Genomic DNA, 19213 nt, shown 5'->3' on the forward strand with positions numbered 1-19213 from the left:
ATGAAAAAATATAAAAATGTGGATCCGCAAATAACCATCGCATGAGCGCTTATAAAGATTACGATTATCCCGATGCAAGCCCTTGCCATGTATTTAAGGAGCTCGAGAAACCGCTTATGTCGTTATTAAATAAGGATAACAACACCAGCATTCTCGACCTTGGCTGCGGCAATGGTCACCTGGTAAATTATTTATTGGCAAGGGGATTTAATGCTTATGGTATCGATGCATCCAAACCAGGCATTGCTATTGCCGATAAAATAAATCCCGGCAGGTTTTTCGTTCATGATCTTTCGGTTGAAGGGGTACCGGAGCCATTAAGAGCTATACAGTTTAATACCATTATATCAACTGAGGTTATTGAGCATTTGTACGACCCCTACGCGTTTATACGCCTTTGCCGGGATGTTTTAAGCGAATCAAAAGGTGAGCTCATCATCTCAACGCCTTATCATGGTTATTTAAAAAACCTGTTTTTGAGTATTTTAAATAAATGGGATAATCATATCAGCCCTTTGTGGCAGGGCGGACATATCAAATTTTGGTCGGTTAAAACGCTGACACAAATCCTCAATGAACATGGATTTGAGGTAACAGCATTCAGGGGCTGCGGCAGGTTCCCTTATTTTTGGATGAGCATGATCATTAAAGCCAAACTCAAGTGAGCGAGAGCCTGGATATTATTATCTTAACTTTTAATGAGGAAAAGAACATTGGCGACTGCCTGCAAAGCGCGGCGGCGCTAAAAGCCAATATCTATATTGTTGATTCAGGTTCAACGGATACCACACTGGCCATTTGCCAAAGGTATACACAAAACGTCTTCAGCCATCCATTTGAAAATTATGCAGCCCAGCGTAACTGGGCTTTGAATAACCTGCCTTTAACAGGTACCTGGGTACTTAACCTGGATGCTGATCACCGGGTAACACCAGAGCTTGCCGCCCAGCTTAACGATATTTTCTCCAAGCCCATAGATGCTGAAACAAATGGTTTCCTGATCAGCAGGCGTACCCTATTTATGGGCAAATGGATCAAACATGGCGGCCACTATCCAACATACCACGCCAACCTGTTCAGGCGCGGCTTCGGGCATTGCGAAGAAAAATTGTATGATCAGCATTTTAAAGTTACCGGTAAAACGCAGGTACTTAAAACTGATATCATCGATGTAATAACCGATTCGCTTACCAGTTTCATTGCCCGGCATAATCATTGGGCAACGCTGGAGGCACAATACCTTGTTGAACAGCAAAACACCAAGGTTGTTGATGATAACGGCAAGCTGGTACATCCACGTTTATTTGGCAACCCTATGGAGCGGCGCCGGTATATGAAAAACCGATATGAGTCGTTTCCTTTATTTGTAAGGCCTGTAATTTATTTTACCATAAGATACTTTATAAAATTGGGTTTTTTAGATGGAAAAACCGGGCTGGTATTCCATTTTTTACAAGGATTTTGGTTCAGGTTTTTGATTGATGCAAAAATTTATGAGTTACAAAAGGAGAGCAAAAAACAATGAAACAACGTGCTTTTTTAAATAACCCGGCGATACGGTTCGTGCTGTTGTTTGTATTGCTGTTTGCCATTTTTTATAGCTTTAATATTTTCTTTTTCGGCATTACTAATCCCGGCGGAAATTATAACGCCTTTTTAGCCGAACACCTGAATTATATTGCGGCTTTGAGACAGGTTTTATTGGATTGCAGTGTCATGATCCTGAAGTGGCTTGGTTACGCTGCTATTGATAATAATTCCGAGTTACTGGTTGCGGGTAAAGGGACACTGGCTATTGTATACAGTTGTCTCGGCTTAGGGTTGGTCAGCTTCTTTTCGGCATTTGTGCTGGCCTATCCGTCTCCGTTGCGGTCAAAATTGGTATTTCTCATTTCAGGCATTTTAGTTATCGAATTTTTAAACGTGATTCGTTTTGTTTTACTGGCCATCTTCTGGTCGAAAAAGGCAAACCGGATAGTTGATCACCATACCATTTTTAATATACTTCTTTACATTATTATAGCGTTTAGCCTGTATATTTGGATCAAACGTAATGATAAGCTTACCGGCGCTGATGTTCAGAACTGACCTTTCAACTTATAATAATTATCCTTATCATCCGGGCGGCAACGTTTTAAAACGCATTTTGTGGTACTACTGTAACGCCATATTCTTTAAAACAAGCATTATACCCTCAAGTGCGTTCAAAGCATTTTTGCTGAAGCTGTTTAGTGCCAAGGTGGGTAAAAATGTAACTATTAAGCCTTGCGTAAACATCAAATATCCATGGAACCTGCATATCGGCGATGAAAGTTGGATAGGTGAAAATGTATGGATAGATAGTTTAGTGCTCATCCATATCGGCGCGCATGTTTGCCTGTCGCAGGGGGCTGTGCTGTTAACGGGCAGCCACAATTACCAAAAAACATCCTTTGATTTGATAACCAAAGGCATAATTTTGGAAGACGGCGTGTGGATCTGCGCCGGGGCTATGGTAAATCCGGGCGTGACGGTAGCATCGCACGCGGTATTAACCAGCGGTTCTATCGCTACAAAAAACATGGAGGCGTACGGCATCTACCAGGGCAACCCGGCGGTAAAGATCAGGGAACGGGAAATCAGTTAAAACTTAAACATCATCTGCTTAAAATAATTATATGCTGAAACAAAAACTACAAACCCACCAAATCATTTTATTGGTTATCAGCGGGATTGTTTTCATTATGGGCATTATGCTGATCATAGCTCCAGCAGCCATTTACCCCGACCCCAGCAAGGGCTTCCAGGTAATGCGCTCAATGGAACTGGGTTCGGCATTTAATGTCATGGTTAAACCCGATCAGAACGATATCAGCAAAAACACTTCAGAATTCCTCGCCTGGTGGTCGCCGGGGCAATACCTGGTGCCCTATTTCTTTAAACTTATTTTTGGCGTCAACACAGGTCGCGCTTCTTCAATAGTAACCCTGCTATTTTCGTTATCCGGCATTTTCGGCTTTTACTATTTCTTTAAAAAAGCAGGGTTTACACCAATGATCTCGGCTTTAAGCGTACTATTCATCGTAATTCAGTTATCTTTTTTTACACCTTATGTATTTTACAATGGTGGCGAGGTACTACTTTTTGGTTACACCGGCTGGTTTTTATACGGATGCATAGCCATTGAAAAAATAACCTGGAAACTGGTCGTATTCCTCTTTATAGGTGGAATATTAGGCTTCATTTGCAAATCGTCATTTTTATGGATGTATGCTGCCACTTGCCTTTTTTTATGGCTTAGGTTTTCAATGGGAACCAAAGACATCATTCGCTGGATAAAAAATGGCATATGGATAGGAGTCCCTGCGGTATTATCCTTATTTATGGTCTATCATTTTTATCTTTCAAAAGGTGCTAACCCCTCGTCGATAACCGGAAGTATGAAGCTGGTTTGGGAAACTTTTGGCTTTCCTTTTGCCTCGCCAATATTAACCGCTTTTTCGGTAGATGACCTTACAAACGGCCTTTTGTTTCATGATGACCCTCCCATGTTTACTTACTTTTGGGGGGTGATAATTGTGCTGATCTGTGCTGTATTAAGCATTTTATTAATTTGGTTTATTGTAAAAAAGGCGCCTCACAAAAATTATGCGCTGCTACTGGTGGTTTTTTATGTGGTATCGGTGTTGTTTTTCGGACAATCATTTTTGAGACAAGCCAATATTTCATATGAAGCAAGGCATTTGAGGCTCATCGGGCTTATCGCTGCACCAGGCATCATTTACCTGGTAAGCAGATTGCAAACTGGTTATAAATACCTGTTTTATTTTATATGTTTTGTAATAGCTTACTCCAGCTACAAATACTTTGTGCCAAGCTACTTTCAAAATAAAAATATCGGCGCAAGGGGATATTCGGGGATAGCACAGTTATTTATCGATCAGCCATCGCTAAACTATATCCGCAACCTGGATAAGCAAAACAACAACGCCATTTTTGTATTTAACAGCCCTGATCTGAGCCTGGAAATTGAACGCAACCGCACTATAACCGTTGAAACCATTGGCGCTGAAGTGGCAATCGATTATGATGAATATGTATATAATGGGCACGCCGGACCACTGTACATAGTTTTGCCCGCCGATTACATCGGTCCAAAATCAACTATTATGCGCAAATGTTTTCCTGGCTATACCGGCTTTAAAATGACGATGCTTAGTAATGACTACATTTTGTGGGAGGCTAAATAACGCTGGCGTTGATCTCTTTCCAAAGCAGGTCTTTTAGCTGATCGATATTTTTCTGGGCCACAGATGATATAAATATAGAGGGGATTCCATCAGGGATCTCCTTTTTCATTTCAGCCTGCAGCTCATCGTCGAGCATGTCGGTCTTGGTTATGGCTAACACACGAGGCTTGTGCATCAGTTCGGGATTATATTCTTCCAGTTCATGCAGCAGGATGCTGTATTCTTCTTTTATACTGCGCGATGTATCGGCAGGCACCATAAACAGCAATACCGAGTTGCGTTCAATATGTCTCAAAAACCTAAACCCTAAACCTTTGCCCTGTGATGCTCCTTCAATAATGCCCGGAATATCGGCCATTACAAATGAACGGCCGCCACGGTATGATACGATACCTAAATTGGGCACCAGTGTGGTAAAAGCGTAATCGGCAATTTCGGGCTTGGCAGCCGATACCACCGAAAGCAGGGTGGATTTACCTGCGTTAGGGAAACCTACCAAACCAACATCAGCCAACACTTTTAGTTCGAGGATATTCCAGTCCTCACGGCCATCTTCGCCGGGTTGGGCAAAGCGGGGGGTTTGTTGGGTTGATGTTTTAAAATGCCAGTTGCCCAAGCCACCGCGGCCACCGGGAGTAAGGATCTTGGTTTCACCATCTTTGGTTATTTCAAAAAGTACTTCACCGGTTTCAGCATTTTTCACGGTAGTACCAAGGGGCACTTCCAATATTTCGTCGCGGCCGGTTTTGCCCGTACGCAATGAGCTGCCGCCCGAATCGCCATCACCGGCAATTACGTGTTTACGGTATTTAAGGTGCAGCATAGTCCACAGTTGGGCGTTACCTTTTACAATAACATGGCCTCCCCTGCCGCCGTCGCCACCATCGGGACCGCCTTTTGAAGTTAATATATCACGATGCAAATGGGCAGAACCAGCACCTCCGTGGCCTGAACGGCAACAGATCTTCACATAATCAACAAAATTTGAACCCTGCGACATAATTTTTGATTTAGACGGAAAGTCCGAAAGTCAGTAAAGTCCGAAAGTTAAGAATTTTAATCTTCCTAACCTGCGGACTTTACTGACTTCCGGACTAAAGACTTTCGGACGGACTATTAGTTATATGATTCGTTTACACCAACAATAGCGTCGAAGATCTCATCAACCGAGCCCACACCGTTAATGCTTGTAAACTTATCCTGCTGCTGATAAAAACCCGCTACAGGAGCAGTTTTATCATTGTATTCTTTAATTCGTTTGCGGATCACCTCAGGGTTGGCATCATCCGGTCTTCCAGATTCTTTACCTCGCTCTAATAAACGGCGCTCCAGCTCTTCATCGCCAACTTCAAGGGCGATCATGCCTGAAATTGCCGATTGTTTTGATTCGAGTAACTGATCCAAAGCTTCGGCTTGTGCAACTGTACGTGGAAAACCATCGAAAATAAAACCTTTGGCTTTCTTGTTGGCATCAAGTTTATTACTGATCATGCCGATAACTACTTCATCAGGAACCAGTTTACCATCATCCATCAGCTTTTTAGCTTCCAAACCGAGGGCTGTACCTTGTGAAATTTCACCACGTAACAAATCTCCGGTTGAAAGGTGGATCAAATCGTATTTCTCAATAAGTTTTTTCGACTGAGTACCTTTCCCGGCTCCGGGAGGGCCAAACAAAACCAGATTTAGCATGCTCTTGATAAATTAAAAGCCTTTCGGTAATACAACAGAAAGGCTTACAGTTAATTTGCACCAGCGGTGGAAAAATTCCGGACTGCAGTGCTTTGTTGTGCACTCGAAGGGAGTCGAACCCCTAACCTTCTGATCCGTAGTCAGATGCTCTATCCAATTGAGCTACGAGTGCTTTCCGAAATGGAATGCAAAGATAGATTTTTAAACTTTCGCTGCAAACTTTTATTCAAATTATTTTACAATTTCGGCAATAGCCTCAAAATTTGGCAGTTGACCGGCATCTTCAAGCACCTCCGCATAAATGATATTCTGCTCTTCGTCAATTACAAAGGCGGCACGCTTTGAAACACCCTTAAGCCCCATCACAAACTGATCATAAATAGCACCATAAGCCGTAGATACTTCTTTGTTAAAATCAGAAAGCAGATCGAACTGATAATTGTTCTCTTCTTTAAACTTAGCTAAAGTAAAAGGCGAATCAACAGAAATGCCCAATATAGTAGCGTTTAAACCATCATAGTATCCAAAGCTATCGCGCATGGTGCAAAGCTGCGTGGTACAAACGCCTGTAAACGCTAAAGGGAAAAAGTGGATCACGACCTTACGGCCTTTAAAATCGGCTAATGAAACGGTTTTTAAGGCCGATGATATTAAAATGAACTGAGGGGCGGGCTGGCCAATCTGTAATGACATACGTATTTGTTTTAGGCAAAAAAACAAAAATAAAACGAGTAAAAGTACTCCTCTTCCTTTTTTAACATTGAGATGTTCAAGATACTATTCAACAAACGTCAAACTAAAAAATTAGTTAAAACCCCTAAATAACTAAAAATTTAGTTTTAACTTTATAGCATAAACCTTTTATGCTATGATCAGGAACTACTTTAAAACCGCCTTGCGAAGTCTATTAAAAAACAAAGGCTTTACATTCATTAATATTTTAGGACTGGCATTAGGGCTGGCCATTTGCCTGCTCATTACATTTTATGTGGTTGATGAGCTGAGCTACGACAGGTATAATATCAAACACGACAGGATCTACCGGGTAAACACCGCCCTGAAATATAGCGGCACACTTACTGAATATGCCACTGCTGCCATTCCGGTTGCTAACGTTTTAAAAACGGAGTTTCCTGAAGTTGAAACGGCAGTTCGTATAAGCCCGGCCCTAAACATCCGCTTTAAAAAAGGAGATGAAATTGTGCGCGAAGACGGCACAACTTTTTACAGTGAACCCAATATTTTCGATGTATTCACCCTCCCCCTCCTTTCGGGCGATGCAAAAACGGCTTTAAAAGAACCCAATACCGCGGTTATTTCTGAATCAATGGCAAAAAAATATTTTAACCGCATCAGTGTGGTTGGCCAAACTTTATTTTTAGTAACGAGCGGCACATCGCTTAAGATAACAGGAGTAATGAAGGACATGCCCGCTCAATCACATTTTAGAGCTAACTTTTTACTGGCAAGAGACCATCCAATCAATAATGACGCCGCATGGAACCAGTTAACCCCCTTTGCCACCTATGCGCTGCTTAAAACTAACGCAAATATCAGCCGGCTCGAAACTAAACTCAATGCCGATATGCAAAACGGCCTTAAAAGCTCAAGGACAATGAATTATAGCAAATTCGTAGCAGGTGGCAATTATTTCAAGCTAAGCCTGATGCAGGTAACTGATGTCCACCTCAAATCAAACCGGGTTATGGAACTGGGTGCCAACGCCAATGGCCAGTATGTTTACATTTTTACAGCAGCGGCAATTTTCATCCTGCTGCTGGCTTGCATTAATTTCATGAACCTGTCTACAGCCCGTTCAGCCAACCGCGCCCGTGAAGTCGGTGTGCGTAAGGTATTAGGCTCATCCCGCAGTCACCTCATTTTTCAGTTTCTTGCCGAATCCCTGATCGTAACTTTCGTAGCAGCCATTATAGCAGTACTGTCAGCCTGGGCTTTGCTGCCTTTATTTAATCACCTATCAAACAAACAACTGGCAATTAATGCGCAAACCATAACCTGGCTATTACCCGCCTTGTTAAGCATTGTCATTATTGTGGGCCTTTTAGCCGGCTCCTACCCTGCCTTCTTCTTATCGGCATTTCAACCAATTAATGTATTAAACGGAAAAGTTTCAACCGGCTTTAAAGGCGGGGCTTTCCGGAGCACCCTGGTCGTTTTCCAGTTTTCTATTTCGATATTTTTAGTGATAGACACCCTGGTTATTTACAATCAGCTTAATTATATCCAAAATAAGGATCTGGGCTTTAACCGCAACCAGGTTCTCATCCTCAATAATGTAAACACACTTGAGCATCCCGAACTACTGAAACAGGAGATTAAAAAGTTACCCGGCGTTGTTAATGCCACTCTTACCAGCTTTTTGCCTACCGCCAATAACAAAGTTTTAAACTACGTGTCACCCGGTGGCAAAGAAGGCCAGTCAACCCAGTTCTGGAAAATAGATGAAGATTACATTAACACGATGGGGATGCAAATGAAGACCGGCCGGGGATTTTCCGGGGAGTTTAGAACCGATTCGACAGCTATGGTTATTAATGAAACAGCCGCAAATGTATTCGGTTATGGTAATGATGCCATTGGCAAAACAATAACCACAGGTACCGCAACCAACCTAAAAAAATATCGTGTAATAGGAGTGGTAAAAGATTTCAACTTCAGTTCGCTGCGCGATAATGTAACCCCACTGGTCATGACTTTAGACAACGACTGGCTGGCGCGTTTAAGTATCCGGGTAAATACGCATAATCTGCCATCTCTAATGACCCGGATAGAAAAGACATGGAAAACCATCGGTCCAAATGAACACTTTGATTATTCGTTTATGGATACCGATTTCGACGCATTGTACCGCACCGAACAGCGAATGGGGCAGCTTTTTATTCTGTTTACAGGCCTCGCTATAGCCATTGCCTGCCTGGGCTTGCTTGGTCTTGCCGCTTACGCCGCCGAACAGCGCAACCGGGAAATTGGTATTAGAAAAGTGCTTGGCGCAAGTATCACAGCCATTGTAACCATGTTGTCGAAAGATTTTGTTAAACTGGTAATCATATCATTTGCCATAGCCGCTCCATTAGCCTGGCTTACCATGAATAAGTGGCTTCAGGGATTTGCCTATCGCCAAAATATACAATGGTGGGTGGTGATATTAGCGGGCTCGGGGGCTGTATTTATTGCATTAGCTACTATTAGCTTACAATCATTCAGGGCCGCGGCGGCCAACCCGGTTAAAAGTTTGCGTTCTGGTGATTAGAGGTTAGGTATAAGTAAACATCGCGCCGGCAACCGCATACTACTTGCGCCGGTTTAAGAGAAGAAGCAAAACTTTCCGGACAAACATTTTAGCACTAACTTAGCTTTCAACTACACAATCCATGAAAGCAATAGTGATCACCCAACCCGGCGGGCCCGAAGTTTTGCAGCTTGCCGAAAGGCCCAAGCCGGTTATTGCCGATGACGAAGTATTGATAAAGGTAATGGCGGCGGGCATCAACCGTCCCGATATTTTTCAGCGCAAGGGCAATTATCCGCCGCCGGCAGGTGCGCCGGCGGATATCCCCGGCCTGGAAGTGGCCGGTATCATTACTGAAGTCGGTAAAAAAGTTACCCGTTGGAAACCCGGCGACAGAGTTTGCGCATTGGTTGCCGGCGGCGGTTATGCTGAATATTGTAAAGCGCCCAAGGGCCAATGCCTGCCCATTCCCACTAATCTAAGCTTCCCTAAAGCTGCATCACTGCCTGAAACCTTTTTTACCGTTTGGAGCAATGTATTTGACCGAGGCAATTTACAACCCGGCCAATCATTGCTGGTACATGGCGGATCGAGCGGCATTGGTGTTACGGCTATTCAAATGGCCAAAGCTTTAGGCAGTACCGTTTATGTAACAGCCGGATCTGATGAAAAATGCAGTTTCTGTGAGCAGCTTGGCGCGGATAAAGCCATCAACTATAAAACGACTGATTTTAAAGACGCGATCAAATCGCTTACCGATGGTACAGGCGTTAATGTGATCCTGGATATGATTGGCGGCAACTATATGCCTGGCAATATCGATTCGCTGGCTGTTGAGGGACGGCTGGTCATGATCAACGCAATGAATGGCCGCGAAGTACAGCTTGATTTGGGCAAAGTAATGGCAAAAAGACTGATCATTACCGGATCGATGCTACGCAGCAGGGAAACAGCTTTCAAAGCAGCTATAGCCCAAAACCTCGAACAAAAAATATGGCCATTGTTATCATCAGGAAAAATCACACCCATAGTGTACAAAACTTTTGATGCAGGCGAGGCCGCCGAGGCTCATAAACTAATGGAGAGCAGCACTCATACAGGCAAAATTGTTTTGACTTTTGCGCAATAAATGCAAACAATTATCAATGTTGAAATTATCCTTCAAAAATCTTAAAACACTATGTAAATAATTGGATAGAAATCTTAACTTTGCGCCTCTGAAATAGCATCTTATACATTCCTGTTACAAATGATGTATGTTGCTGTTCAGTAAAAGCATTTTTTAAAAAACACCAGGTTATATATGCCAAACATTGGAAAAATTTCAAGGATCATTGGTCCGGTAGTCGACGTAAGTTTCGCTGATGACGCTCATCTTCCTAAAATTTATGACGCATTAGAGATCACGAAAGACAATGGCCAAAAAGTTATTTTAGAGGTTCAGCAGCACTTAGGCGAAGACCGTGTACGTGCTATCGCGATGGACTCGACCGACGGCTTGTTACGCGGTATGAAGGTATTGGATACCGAAGCTGCTATCAAAATGCCGGTAGGCGATAATATCAAAGGTCGTGTATTTAACGTGGTAGGTGATGCTATCGACGGTATCCCGAATCTTGACAAAGTAAATGGTCGTCCTATTCACGCAACCCCTCCAAGGTTTGAAGACCTATCTACCGAAACTGAGGTACTTTTTACAGGTATTAAAGTTATCGACCTTTTAGAGCCTTATGCAAAAGGTGGTAAAATTGGTTTGTTTGGTGGTGCCGGTGTAGGTAAAACTGTATTAATCCAGGAACTGATCAACAACATCGCAAAAGCTTATGCAGGTTTATCTGTATTTGCCGGTGTTGGTGAGCGTACACGTGAAGGTAATGACCTTTTACGTGAGATGCTTGAATCAGGCATTATAAAATATGGCGACGCTTTCATGCATTCAATGGAAGAAGGCGGTTGGGACTTAACTAAAGTTGATACCGAAGCCATGAAAGATTCAAAAGCAACATTCGTATTCGGTCAAATGAACGAGCCGCCGGGTGCACGTGCACGTGTGGCCCTTTCAGGCTTAACAATTGCCGAGTACTTCCGTGACGGTGATGAAGATGGTAAAGGCCGTGATATCCTTTTCTTTATCGATAACATCTTCCGTTTTACACAGGCAGGTTCAGAAGTATCAGCGCTTTTAGGTCGCATGCCATCAGCAGTAGGTTACCAGCCAACGCTGGCAACTGAGATGGGTACCATGCAGGAGCGTATCACTTCAACCAAACGTGGTTCGATCACTTCAGTACAGGCCGTTTACGTACCTGCGGATGACTTGACCGACCCTGCGCCGGCTACAACCTTCGCCCACTTGGATGCTACTACCGTACTTTCACGTAAAATTGCCGAGCTTGGTATTTATCCTGCAGTGGATCCATTGGATTCAACCTCACGTATCCTTAGCCCAGCTGTTTTAGGTGACGAGCACTACAATACAGCTCAACGCGTTAAAGAGACTTTACAACGCTACAAAGAGCTTCAGGATATCATCGCCATCCTTGGTATGGACGAGCTTTCTGAAGAAGATAAGTTAGTTGTATCACGCGCTCGTCGTGTTCAGCGTTTCTTGTCACAACCATTCCACGTTGCTGAGCAGTTCACCGGCTTAAAAGGTGTACTGGTTGACATTAAAGATACCATCAAAGGTTTCAACATGATCATGGACGGTGAAGTTGACGAGTATCCTGAAGCAGCTTTCAACTTAGTTGGCAGCATTGAAGATGCTATTGAAAAAGGCAAAAAGCTGTTGGCTGAAGCTAACTCTTAATAAGAAGCAAGAAAATAAGACTCAAGAATCAAGAACAGGAAAAGCCTGGCTCTTGATTCTTAAATCTTGAATCTCAAAAAGCATGACATTAGAAATTCTTACTCCCGATAAAAAAGTTTACGAAGGCGAGGCCACCTCAGTAACCTTACCTGGTGCTTTGGGATTATTTGAAATACTGAACAACCACGCCCCAATCATTTCCACCCTTCAGGATGGCAAACTTACCGTACGCGGTGGTGCAGCTAAAGAAGAAGTGTTTTTTATTAAAGGCGGTGTTGTTGAAGCATTAAACAATAAAGTAACTGTTTTAGCTGAAGGTATTCAGCACAAATAGGCGCTACTTTATAAATTTATAAAGCCCGGATAAGCTTTTATCCGGGCTTTTTTGTACCCTTTTTTGGGGAGGATACGTAAACGCCATTTTTGTAAAGTACGAAGCAATCTCCTATTAGCAGAGCGGCCCATGCAAACAAACTACCCTGTAATTGCCCTGGGGATTGCTTCATACCTTACAATCAATAATGACCTATATTTTTATCAATCATAACCTTTCTGGTTAATGCGCTTGTTTCAAAGCCTTGTCAAGCTCTGCTGTAAGTGTATACCCGGATGATGGCCTTTCGCTGTTATTATTTACAATCTTGCCATCGGTTCCGATTGTAATATAATGAGGGATACCTGTTACGTTATATTTTTGACATACCGGGTTTCTTGTCCAGCCCTCTGCAATGAGGTTGACACCACTTATATTTAATGAGGCCAAACTACTTTTCCACGCTTTCTCGTCCGAATCAACACAGATGTTGAGGAACACTACATTCTTATCTTTATACCGCTCGTGCAAAGCTGCAGTCGTGTTCTTTATTTCGTAAACGCAAGGGCCGCATCCTACGCCCCAAAAATCGATATACACTACTTTTCCCCGGAAGCTTTTCAAGGACACCACCTCACCCTTATCATTCTTCAAACTAAATTCAGGCGCCAGATTACCGGGTTTTAATTGCCGTACTGTTGCATAAAATTGCGCAAGAGTATCTGCATATCTTGGCGTTTTAACCTTAGTTTTAAAATCCTTGTAGATGTTCTCAGCATCGTCAAACGAATAGTAACCAAAATCCATCTCTATGGCTTTCGTTATAAACCAGTCACGGAACTCAATTAAATGGAGATTGGCTAGCCCCAGATAATATTCATCCCACGCAGGAGTAAAGGGCGTTAATTTCTTATCCCAATCCGATCCTATTATAGTTGTATTATTCAGTCCCTTATAAAATCGGACGTAGTTAAAAATAAATTCTTTGTAGCTATTGCTGTTTTTAAAAGAAAACTCTGATTGGGCGTGATATGCTCCGGCAGGAAATTGCTGATTGAGCGCTTTTCCTGTAGCAGAGGTGTCGTTTATATGCAACTCATATTTAGATAACAAGTGATGGCTATTCAAAAAACCAACGTACTGATAATAAACATCAGTAATTAACTTCTGACTTTCGGGATAATCAAGATGCACCGCGGCTGTCATCATCACTTTATTATATAACTTATTGATCTTCTCAAACTTTGCGGAATCGGTGAGTTTATTATCATATAAGGACTGTCCCAAATCCATCGACTCTTTACGGTAGAGATTATACATCAGCATCATGGTTTGCAACCGCTCGTTTGTATGCTGGAAAGGAGAGGTGATGCGGAATGTGTTTTTAAAGTCCTTATTATCCCAACTAAGTACCAGGGTATCGTTCCTTTGGGCGCAAACGGTGATAGCATCGTCATTGAGGTACAGATAGATATCTTCGGTATCTCCGTCAATATTTATAGCTGTATTGAAATTGCCGTCCTTATCAACAGGTATCGTTAATGAGTAATTAGTTAAATCGCCGGTTACAGCCATCTCCCAATATTTATCAGTAAAGTTTTTGACGTTCCCTTTAATTACAGCCGTGGCTTTTGGAGTTGAGACAATTAGCGGCTTATTTTCAGCAACAGCTTTAACAGGTTTCTTTTTTATCTGGGCATTTGCCGTTGCTACTAAGAGCAGTAGAATTATACAGGTTAGGTTTTTCATTCAGGGTGACAGGGTTAGATTATGTCAAATATAAAGAAATAAACTATTCGAATAAATCAACTTTTATTTTTAATTCTACAACTTAGGATTCATACTTACCATTTTACGGGGTGCAAATGTGCAGAATAATGGGTACTGAACTATTTAAAGAGATTGAGGCAACATCAGCAAAAAAGGCAGAGCCGCAGAATAATCCAGCAACTCATATTCCAGTCCCAGCAGCCTGATGTTATTGATGGTCATAGTGATATTTTTCCGCTTGCAGGAACCAGGCTTTAAGACCGAGCTTTCGGATATGAACCATTTTTCAAACAGGCGTGCAGTACGTCCATTGCCATCTTCAAAAGGATTGATCTTCACAAACATCAAGTGGATCATTGAGGCAGAAAAGAATGCTTCCGGAACGGCCAACTTAGCTTGCAATAACAGCTCGATATCATTAAAAAGCAACTCCAGTTTTTGTTCGACCAAATCAGACGAAGCCTCGCTAAAGCAAATCACAGATTTCTTTGTAACCGTTGCTTTTAGCAGCATTGCAAATACTCACCCCATCCTTATTAATAAAGGTTTTATCGGCATGATGCTGTAGCAATAATTTAACTATTTCGGCCCGGCCCTGTTTAGCAGCTAAAAACAAAGCCGTTTCGCTATCCCGATTTACCGGGTTTGGATCGGCACCTTTTTCAAGCAGTAACTTTATCACATCATTGTGCCCCTTATAAGAGGCTATTAATAACGGGGTAGATTTATCTGCCGCTTTACAATTTACATCAACTCCTTTGGTTAACAGCAAGGCAACCGTTGCTGCCTGTCCGTTTCTTGATGCTATAATGATGGGGTTCCAATTGTGCTCGTCTTTAGCATTAATATCTGCACCTTTTTCAATCAGGTAGGCGGCCATTTCGGTACTGCCGCTTTGGCAAGCCACCATCAGGGGTGTCCAATTTGATTTTGGAACAAGGCTTAAATCAGCTCCCGCTTCCACCAACATCTTTACAGCTTTAAGATCGTTTTGCCCTACTGCTTTAAGCAAGGGTGTCATATCATTTTTACCTCTTATGTTTATATTCTTTGGTGATTTCAATAATTCGGAAAGCTGATCGTAATTTTTGTTTTCGATGGCGGTAAATGCATCTTGCGAGAAACTTTTTGTTACGCTAAATAGCAGTAATGTCAGGATTAGGATTTTGTTCATTGTAAGTATATGATATTAATGCCTGAAACTAATCATTTATCAACTTCCATTAGCACAGCCGGATACTTTTTTTTAAAGTTAAATTATCTTTCCTCCCATTTCAGGCAGAAAATCGACAACTTGCTATGCATGCATAAAAAACATACCGAATACCGTTTTAAACTTTGGTCTATTTTGTAAAATATTTTATATCTTTATAAACAAATTTTACAAAATTAAATTCTAAAAATTTTAAATAATTAAAATTAAATACTTATTTTAAAAAATCAGAAATGACTATTGCTATTGCATGATGCTATGGCTACCTTACATATATTGATTTTCGATACCAAGTAAACCAGTATCATCAACAAAAATTAAATACTAAAACTGTCTACATATCTAATAAAATGAGTTCATCATCAGATACCACCAACGCTATAGAATTGAACAAGTATAGCAAAACATTTACCCAGGACCCAACACAGCCTGCCGCACAGGCCATGCTTTACGGGATCGGCTTAACAGACGATGATATGCGCAAAGCACAGGTCGGCGTGGCCAGTATGGGTTACGATGGTAACACTTGCAACATGCACCTCAATGACCTGGCTAAGCTGGTTAAACAAGGTATCTGGGATGAAGACATGGTAGGCCTGATATTCCATACTATTGGCGTAAGCGATGGCATGAGCAACGGTACTGAAGGTATGCGTTACTCATTGGTGAGCCGCGATATCATTGCCGACTCAATTGAGGCTGTTACCGGCGCTCAGTACTATGATGGCTTAATTACCCTGCCGGGTTGTGATAAAAACATGCCAGGTTCCATCATGGCTATGGGCCGTTTAAATCGTCCTTCAATCATGGTTTACGGTGGAACTATTAAACCGGGTCATTGGAAAGGCGAAGATTTGAATATTGTATCGGCATTTGAGGCTTTGGGTAAAAAGATTGCCGGCCAGATTGATGATGTTGATTTTATGGGCGTTATTAAAAACGCCTGTCCAAGCGCAGGTGCCTGCGGTGGTATCTATACAGCTAACACGATGGCTGCAGCTATTGAGGCATTGGGTATGAGTTTACCGTATTCATCATCAAACCCTGCTCTAAGCGCTGAGAAAAAAGCAGAATGCCTTGCCGCCGGTAAAGCTATCAAGGTGTTGTTAGAAAAGGATATTAAACCATCAGATATCATGACCCGTGAGGCATTTGAAAATGCTATCGTTGTGATCATGGTACTGGGCGGTTCAACCAACGCGGTATTGCACCTGATTGCAATGGCAAAAAGCGTTGACGTTAAATTAACCCAGGATGATTTCCAGGCTGTAAGTAACCGGATCCCAGTACTGGCCGATATGAAACCAAGCGGAAAATACATGATGGAAGACCTGCACAACATTGGCGGTGTTCCGGCTGTAATGAAATACTGTTTAGAGCAGGGCTGGTTACATGGTGATTGCCTAACTGTTACCGGTAAAACCATTGCCGAAAACCTTACTGAAATCCCGGCCCTGGAGTTTGAGACTCAAAAGATCATCAAACCGAAAGAAAACCCGATTAAAGCTACCGGTCACCTGCAAATTTTGTACGGAAACCTTGCCGAAGGTGGCAGCGTTGCCAAAATTACAGGTAAAGAAGGCGAACGTTTCACCGGTCCTGCCCGTGTATTTGACGGCGAGTTTGAACTGATTGCCGGTATCCAGAGCGGCCGTGTTAAAAAAGGTGACGTTGTGGTGATCCGCAACGTGGGCCCTAAAGGCGCGCCGGGTATGCCGGAAATGCTAAAACCAACCTCAGCCATATTCGGTGCCGGTTTGGGTAGTTCAGTTGCATTAATTACAGATGGACGCTTTAGCGGCGGTACGCATGGTTTCGTCGTCGGTCACATCACACCCGAGGCTTACGATGGCGGGTTTATAGCGATGGTAAAAGACGATGATATCATTAATATTGATGCTGTTGCCAATACTATAAACGTTTCGCTACCGCAAGAAGAAATAGCCGCACGCCGTGCCGCATGGCAAAAACCGGCGCTGAAGGTTACCAAGGGTGTGTTATACCGTTACGCTAAAAACGTGACTACCGCTGCCGAAGGCTGCGTTACCGACGAATAATTAATAAACAAAATGGCTTATTATAAAAGCCATGAATGAATAAAGTGAACACAAATTAAGCCCGTTCATTTTAGCAAATTAGAGACAGATAGAATAAATCAGTTTAGCACCAAAAAGTGCTATGAATATAAAAAATACAGGTATGGAAACTGCACAAGAAACCTTAACCGCGCCAGCCGCCACCGAAACCGTAAACGTTTCTGGATCGGTAGCATTATTGGAAGCATTGATAGCCGAAGGTACCGATACCATTTTTGGTTACCCAGGAGGCGCTATCATGCCCATTTATGATGCTTTGTTTGATTATAATGATAAACTGAACCATATACTGGTACGCCACGAACAGGGCGGCATTCACGCCGGCCAGGGTTATGCACGTACATCGGGCAAAGTGGGTGTGGTATTTGCCACCAGCGGCCCGGGCGCTACCAACCTGGTAACAGGCTTGGCCGATGCCCAGATCGACAGCACCCCGTTGGTTTGTATTACCGGTCAGGTTTTCGCGCACCTTTTAGGTACCGATGCCTTCCAGGAAACTGATGTGATCAACATTACCACTCCGGTTACCAAATGGAACTACCAGGTAACTGATGCCACCGAAATCCCGGAAGTTATTGCCAAGGCATTTTATATTGCCCGCAGCGGCAGGCCAGGTCCGGTATTGATTGACATTACTAAAAACGCGCAGATCCAGCTGTTTGACTTTGCAGGCTACAAACCTTGCGATCATATCCGCAGCTACAGGCCGAAACCAATTGTTCGTCCGCAATATATTGAGCAGGCTGCTGAGTTGATCAACAGTGCTAAAAAACCATTCATCCTGTTTGGTCAGGGTGTTATTTTGGGCGGTGCTGAGCAGGAGTTTAAAGCCTTTGTTGAAAAAAGTGGTATCCCTGCTGCCTGGACAGTACTTGGTGCAGGCGCTATCCCTTCAGACCATCCGTTAAATGTAGGTATGCTGGGCATGCATGGCAACTACGGCCCTAACGTTTTAACTAACGAGTGCGATGTATTGATCGCGATAGGTATGCGTTTTGACGACCGTGTAACCGGTCGCCTGGATAAATATGCTAAACAAGCAAAAGTTGTTCACTTAGATATTGACCCTGCCGAGATCGACAAAAACGTAAAATCAACCGTACCGGTTTGGGGCGATTGCAAGGAAACACTTCCATTGCTGACCAAGGCCATCGAAAAGAAAGAACATACAGAATGGTTAGCTAAATTCAATGATTACACCCGCCAGGAAGTTGAGGCCGTTATCCATAACGAACTTAATCCAACTACGCCTGAAATGACTATGGGCGAGGTAATCAAACAGCTTAACGAGATTACCAAAGGCGAGGCAGTTATCGTTACCGACGTAGGTCAGCACCAAATGGTAGCATGTCGCTACGCTAAGTTTAACAATACCCGCAGCAACGTAACCAGCGGTGGTTTAGGAACCATGGGTTTTGCATTGCCTGCTGCTATAGGCGCTAAATTTGGCGCTCAGGATCGTACTGTAGTAGCTATTATTGGCGATGGAGGTTTCCAGATGACCTGCCAGGAATTGGGTACTATTATGCAAAGCGGTATCGATGTAAAAATTATCATCCTTAATAACCGCTTTCTGGGCATGGTAAGACAATGGCAGGAATTATTTAATCAGCGCCGTTACTCATTTGTTGATATTCAAAGTCCGGATTTTGTGGCGTTAGCCGCAGCATACCGCATACCGGGCAAATTAGTTGATGACCGTGCAGATTTGACTGCAGCATTAAATGAAATGCTAACCGCACCGGGATCATTCCTTTTAGAAATAATGGTTACCAAAGAGAATAACGTATTCCCGATGGTACCACAAGGATGCAGCGTAAGCGAGATCAGGTTAAAGTAAG

The 19213-nt window shown here is 42.8% G+C and carries 17 protein-coding genes and 1 tRNA gene; 11 read left to right on the top strand and 7 right to left on the bottom strand.

What is annotated here, in order from left to right; genetic code table 11:
• Positions 1-41: 41 nt before the first annotated feature.
• From BLS28_RS24830 to BLS28_RS24850, 5 genes are read left to right on the top strand one after another with little or no spacing between them, the layout of a single operon-like run.
• Entirely contained in the window at positions 42-665 is a 624-nt protein-coding gene (locus tag BLS28_RS24830) for a class I SAM-dependent methyltransferase (protein ID WP_091174026.1), read from the top strand.
• Positions 662-1525 (top strand): glycosyltransferase family 2 protein, encoded by an 864-nt coding sequence (locus BLS28_RS24835; protein ID WP_091174031.1) that lies wholly within the window; start codon positions 662-664, stop codon positions 1523-1525. Before BLS28_RS24830 ends, BLS28_RS24835 begins: the two co-directional genes overlap by 4 nt.
• Entirely contained in the window at positions 1522-2088 is a 567-nt protein-coding gene (gene xrtY, locus BLS28_RS24840; RefSeq protein WP_091174034.1) for an exosortase Y, read from the top strand. Before BLS28_RS24835 ends, xrtY begins: the two co-directional genes overlap by 4 nt.
• Positions 2075-2626 (top strand): putative colanic acid biosynthesis acetyltransferase, encoded by a 552-nt coding sequence (locus BLS28_RS24845; RefSeq protein ID WP_091174039.1) that lies wholly within the window; start codon positions 2075-2077, stop codon positions 2624-2626. Before xrtY ends, BLS28_RS24845 begins: the two co-directional genes overlap by 14 nt.
• A 31-nt stretch (positions 2627-2657) precedes the next feature.
• Complete coding sequence (locus BLS28_RS24850) at positions 2658-4229, top strand: hypothetical protein (RefSeq protein WP_091174043.1); 1572 nt, start codon at positions 2658-2660, stop codon at positions 4227-4229.
• On the opposite strand, the gene obgE is transcribed toward BLS28_RS24850, so the two are convergent.
• The 4 genes from obgE to BLS28_RS24870 all read right to left on the bottom strand — a co-directional run bounded on the left by obgE (position 4222) and on the right by BLS28_RS24870 (position 6614).
• Entirely contained in the window at positions 4222-5229 is a 1008-nt protein-coding gene (obgE, locus tag BLS28_RS24855) for a GTPase ObgE (protein ID WP_090530054.1), read from the bottom strand. The genes BLS28_RS24850 and obgE overlap by 8 nt on opposite strands.
• A 116-nt stretch (positions 5230-5345) precedes the next feature.
• Positions 5346-5921: an adenylate kinase gene (locus BLS28_RS24860; protein WP_091174048.1), complete on the bottom strand. Its 576-nt coding sequence runs from the start codon at positions 5919-5921 to the stop codon at positions 5346-5348.
• 98 nt (positions 5922-6019) lie between these two features.
• A tRNA-Arg gene (locus tag BLS28_RS24865) sits at positions 6020-6093 on the bottom strand.
• Positions 6094-6152: 59 nt separating this feature from the next.
• On the bottom strand, positions 6153-6614 hold the full coding sequence (locus BLS28_RS24870; RefSeq protein WP_091174051.1) for a redoxin domain-containing protein: 462 nt from the start codon (positions 6612-6614) through the stop codon (positions 6153-6155).
• A 175-nt stretch (positions 6615-6789) separates the two neighbouring features.
• On the opposite strand from BLS28_RS24870, the gene BLS28_RS24875 reads away from it, so the two are divergent.
• From BLS28_RS24875 to atpC, 4 genes are all read left to right on the top strand, one after another.
• Positions 6790-9192 carry an ABC transporter permease gene (locus tag BLS28_RS24875; RefSeq protein WP_091174054.1) on the top strand — a complete coding sequence of 801 codons (2403 nt, stop codon included), beginning with the start codon at positions 6790-6792 and terminating at the stop codon, positions 9190-9192.
• A 121-nt stretch (positions 9193-9313) separates the two neighbouring features.
• Positions 9314-10300 carry an NAD(P)H-quinone oxidoreductase gene (locus tag BLS28_RS24880; protein WP_091174056.1) on the top strand — a complete coding sequence of 329 codons (987 nt, stop codon included), beginning with the start codon at positions 9314-9316 and terminating at the stop codon, positions 10298-10300.
• A gap of 174 nt (positions 10301-10474) precedes the next feature.
• Positions 10475-11980, top strand: a complete 1506-nt coding sequence (atpD, locus tag BLS28_RS24885) for a F0F1 ATP synthase subunit beta (protein ID WP_090530069.1) — start codon at positions 10475-10477, stop codon at positions 11978-11980.
• An 82-nt stretch (positions 11981-12062) separates the two neighbouring features.
• Positions 12063-12314, top strand: a complete 252-nt coding sequence (gene atpC / locus BLS28_RS24890; protein WP_091174059.1) for an ATP synthase F1 subunit epsilon — start codon at positions 12063-12065, stop codon at positions 12312-12314.
• Between the two features lie 222 nt (positions 12315-12536).
• Here the strand turns inward: atpC and BLS28_RS24895 are convergent, their stop codons facing one another.
• The 3 genes from BLS28_RS24895 to BLS28_RS24905 all read right to left on the bottom strand — a co-directional run bounded on the left by BLS28_RS24895 (position 12537) and on the right by BLS28_RS24905 (position 15237).
• Positions 12537-14042 (bottom strand): TlpA family protein disulfide reductase, encoded by a 1506-nt coding sequence (locus BLS28_RS24895; protein WP_091174063.1) that lies wholly within the window; start codon positions 14040-14042, stop codon positions 12537-12539.
• A 144-nt stretch (positions 14043-14186) separates the two neighbouring features.
• Positions 14187-14576, bottom strand: a complete 390-nt coding sequence (locus BLS28_RS24900) for a Fic family protein (RefSeq protein WP_256337528.1) — start codon at positions 14574-14576, stop codon at positions 14187-14189.
• On the bottom strand, positions 14530-15237 hold the full coding sequence (locus BLS28_RS24905) for an ankyrin repeat domain-containing protein (protein WP_091174065.1): 708 nt from the start codon (positions 15235-15237) through the stop codon (positions 14530-14532). The genes BLS28_RS24900 and BLS28_RS24905 overlap by 47 nt, the downstream gene beginning before the upstream one ends.
• A gap of 389 nt (positions 15238-15626) precedes the next feature.
• Between BLS28_RS24905 and ilvD the strand changes: the two genes are divergently transcribed.
• Both ilvD and ilvB read left to right on the top strand, forming a co-directional pair.
• On the top strand, positions 15627-17333 hold the full coding sequence (gene ilvD / locus BLS28_RS24910) for a dihydroxy-acid dehydratase (RefSeq protein ID WP_176844560.1): 1707 nt from the start codon (positions 15627-15629) through the stop codon (positions 17331-17333).
• 142 nt (positions 17334-17475) lie between these two features.
• The gene (gene ilvB, locus BLS28_RS24915) at positions 17476-19212 is read left to right on the top strand and encodes a biosynthetic-type acetolactate synthase large subunit (RefSeq protein WP_091174116.1); all 1737 of its coding nucleotides are present in this window, start codon (positions 17476-17478) and stop codon (positions 19210-19212) included.
• Position 19213 lies beyond the last annotated feature (1 nt).

Origin of the sequence: Mucilaginibacter gossypii (genome assembly GCF_900100945.1) — a bacterium.
Taxonomy (GTDB): domain Bacteria; phylum Bacteroidota; class Bacteroidia; order Sphingobacteriales; family Sphingobacteriaceae; genus Mucilaginibacter; species Mucilaginibacter gossypii.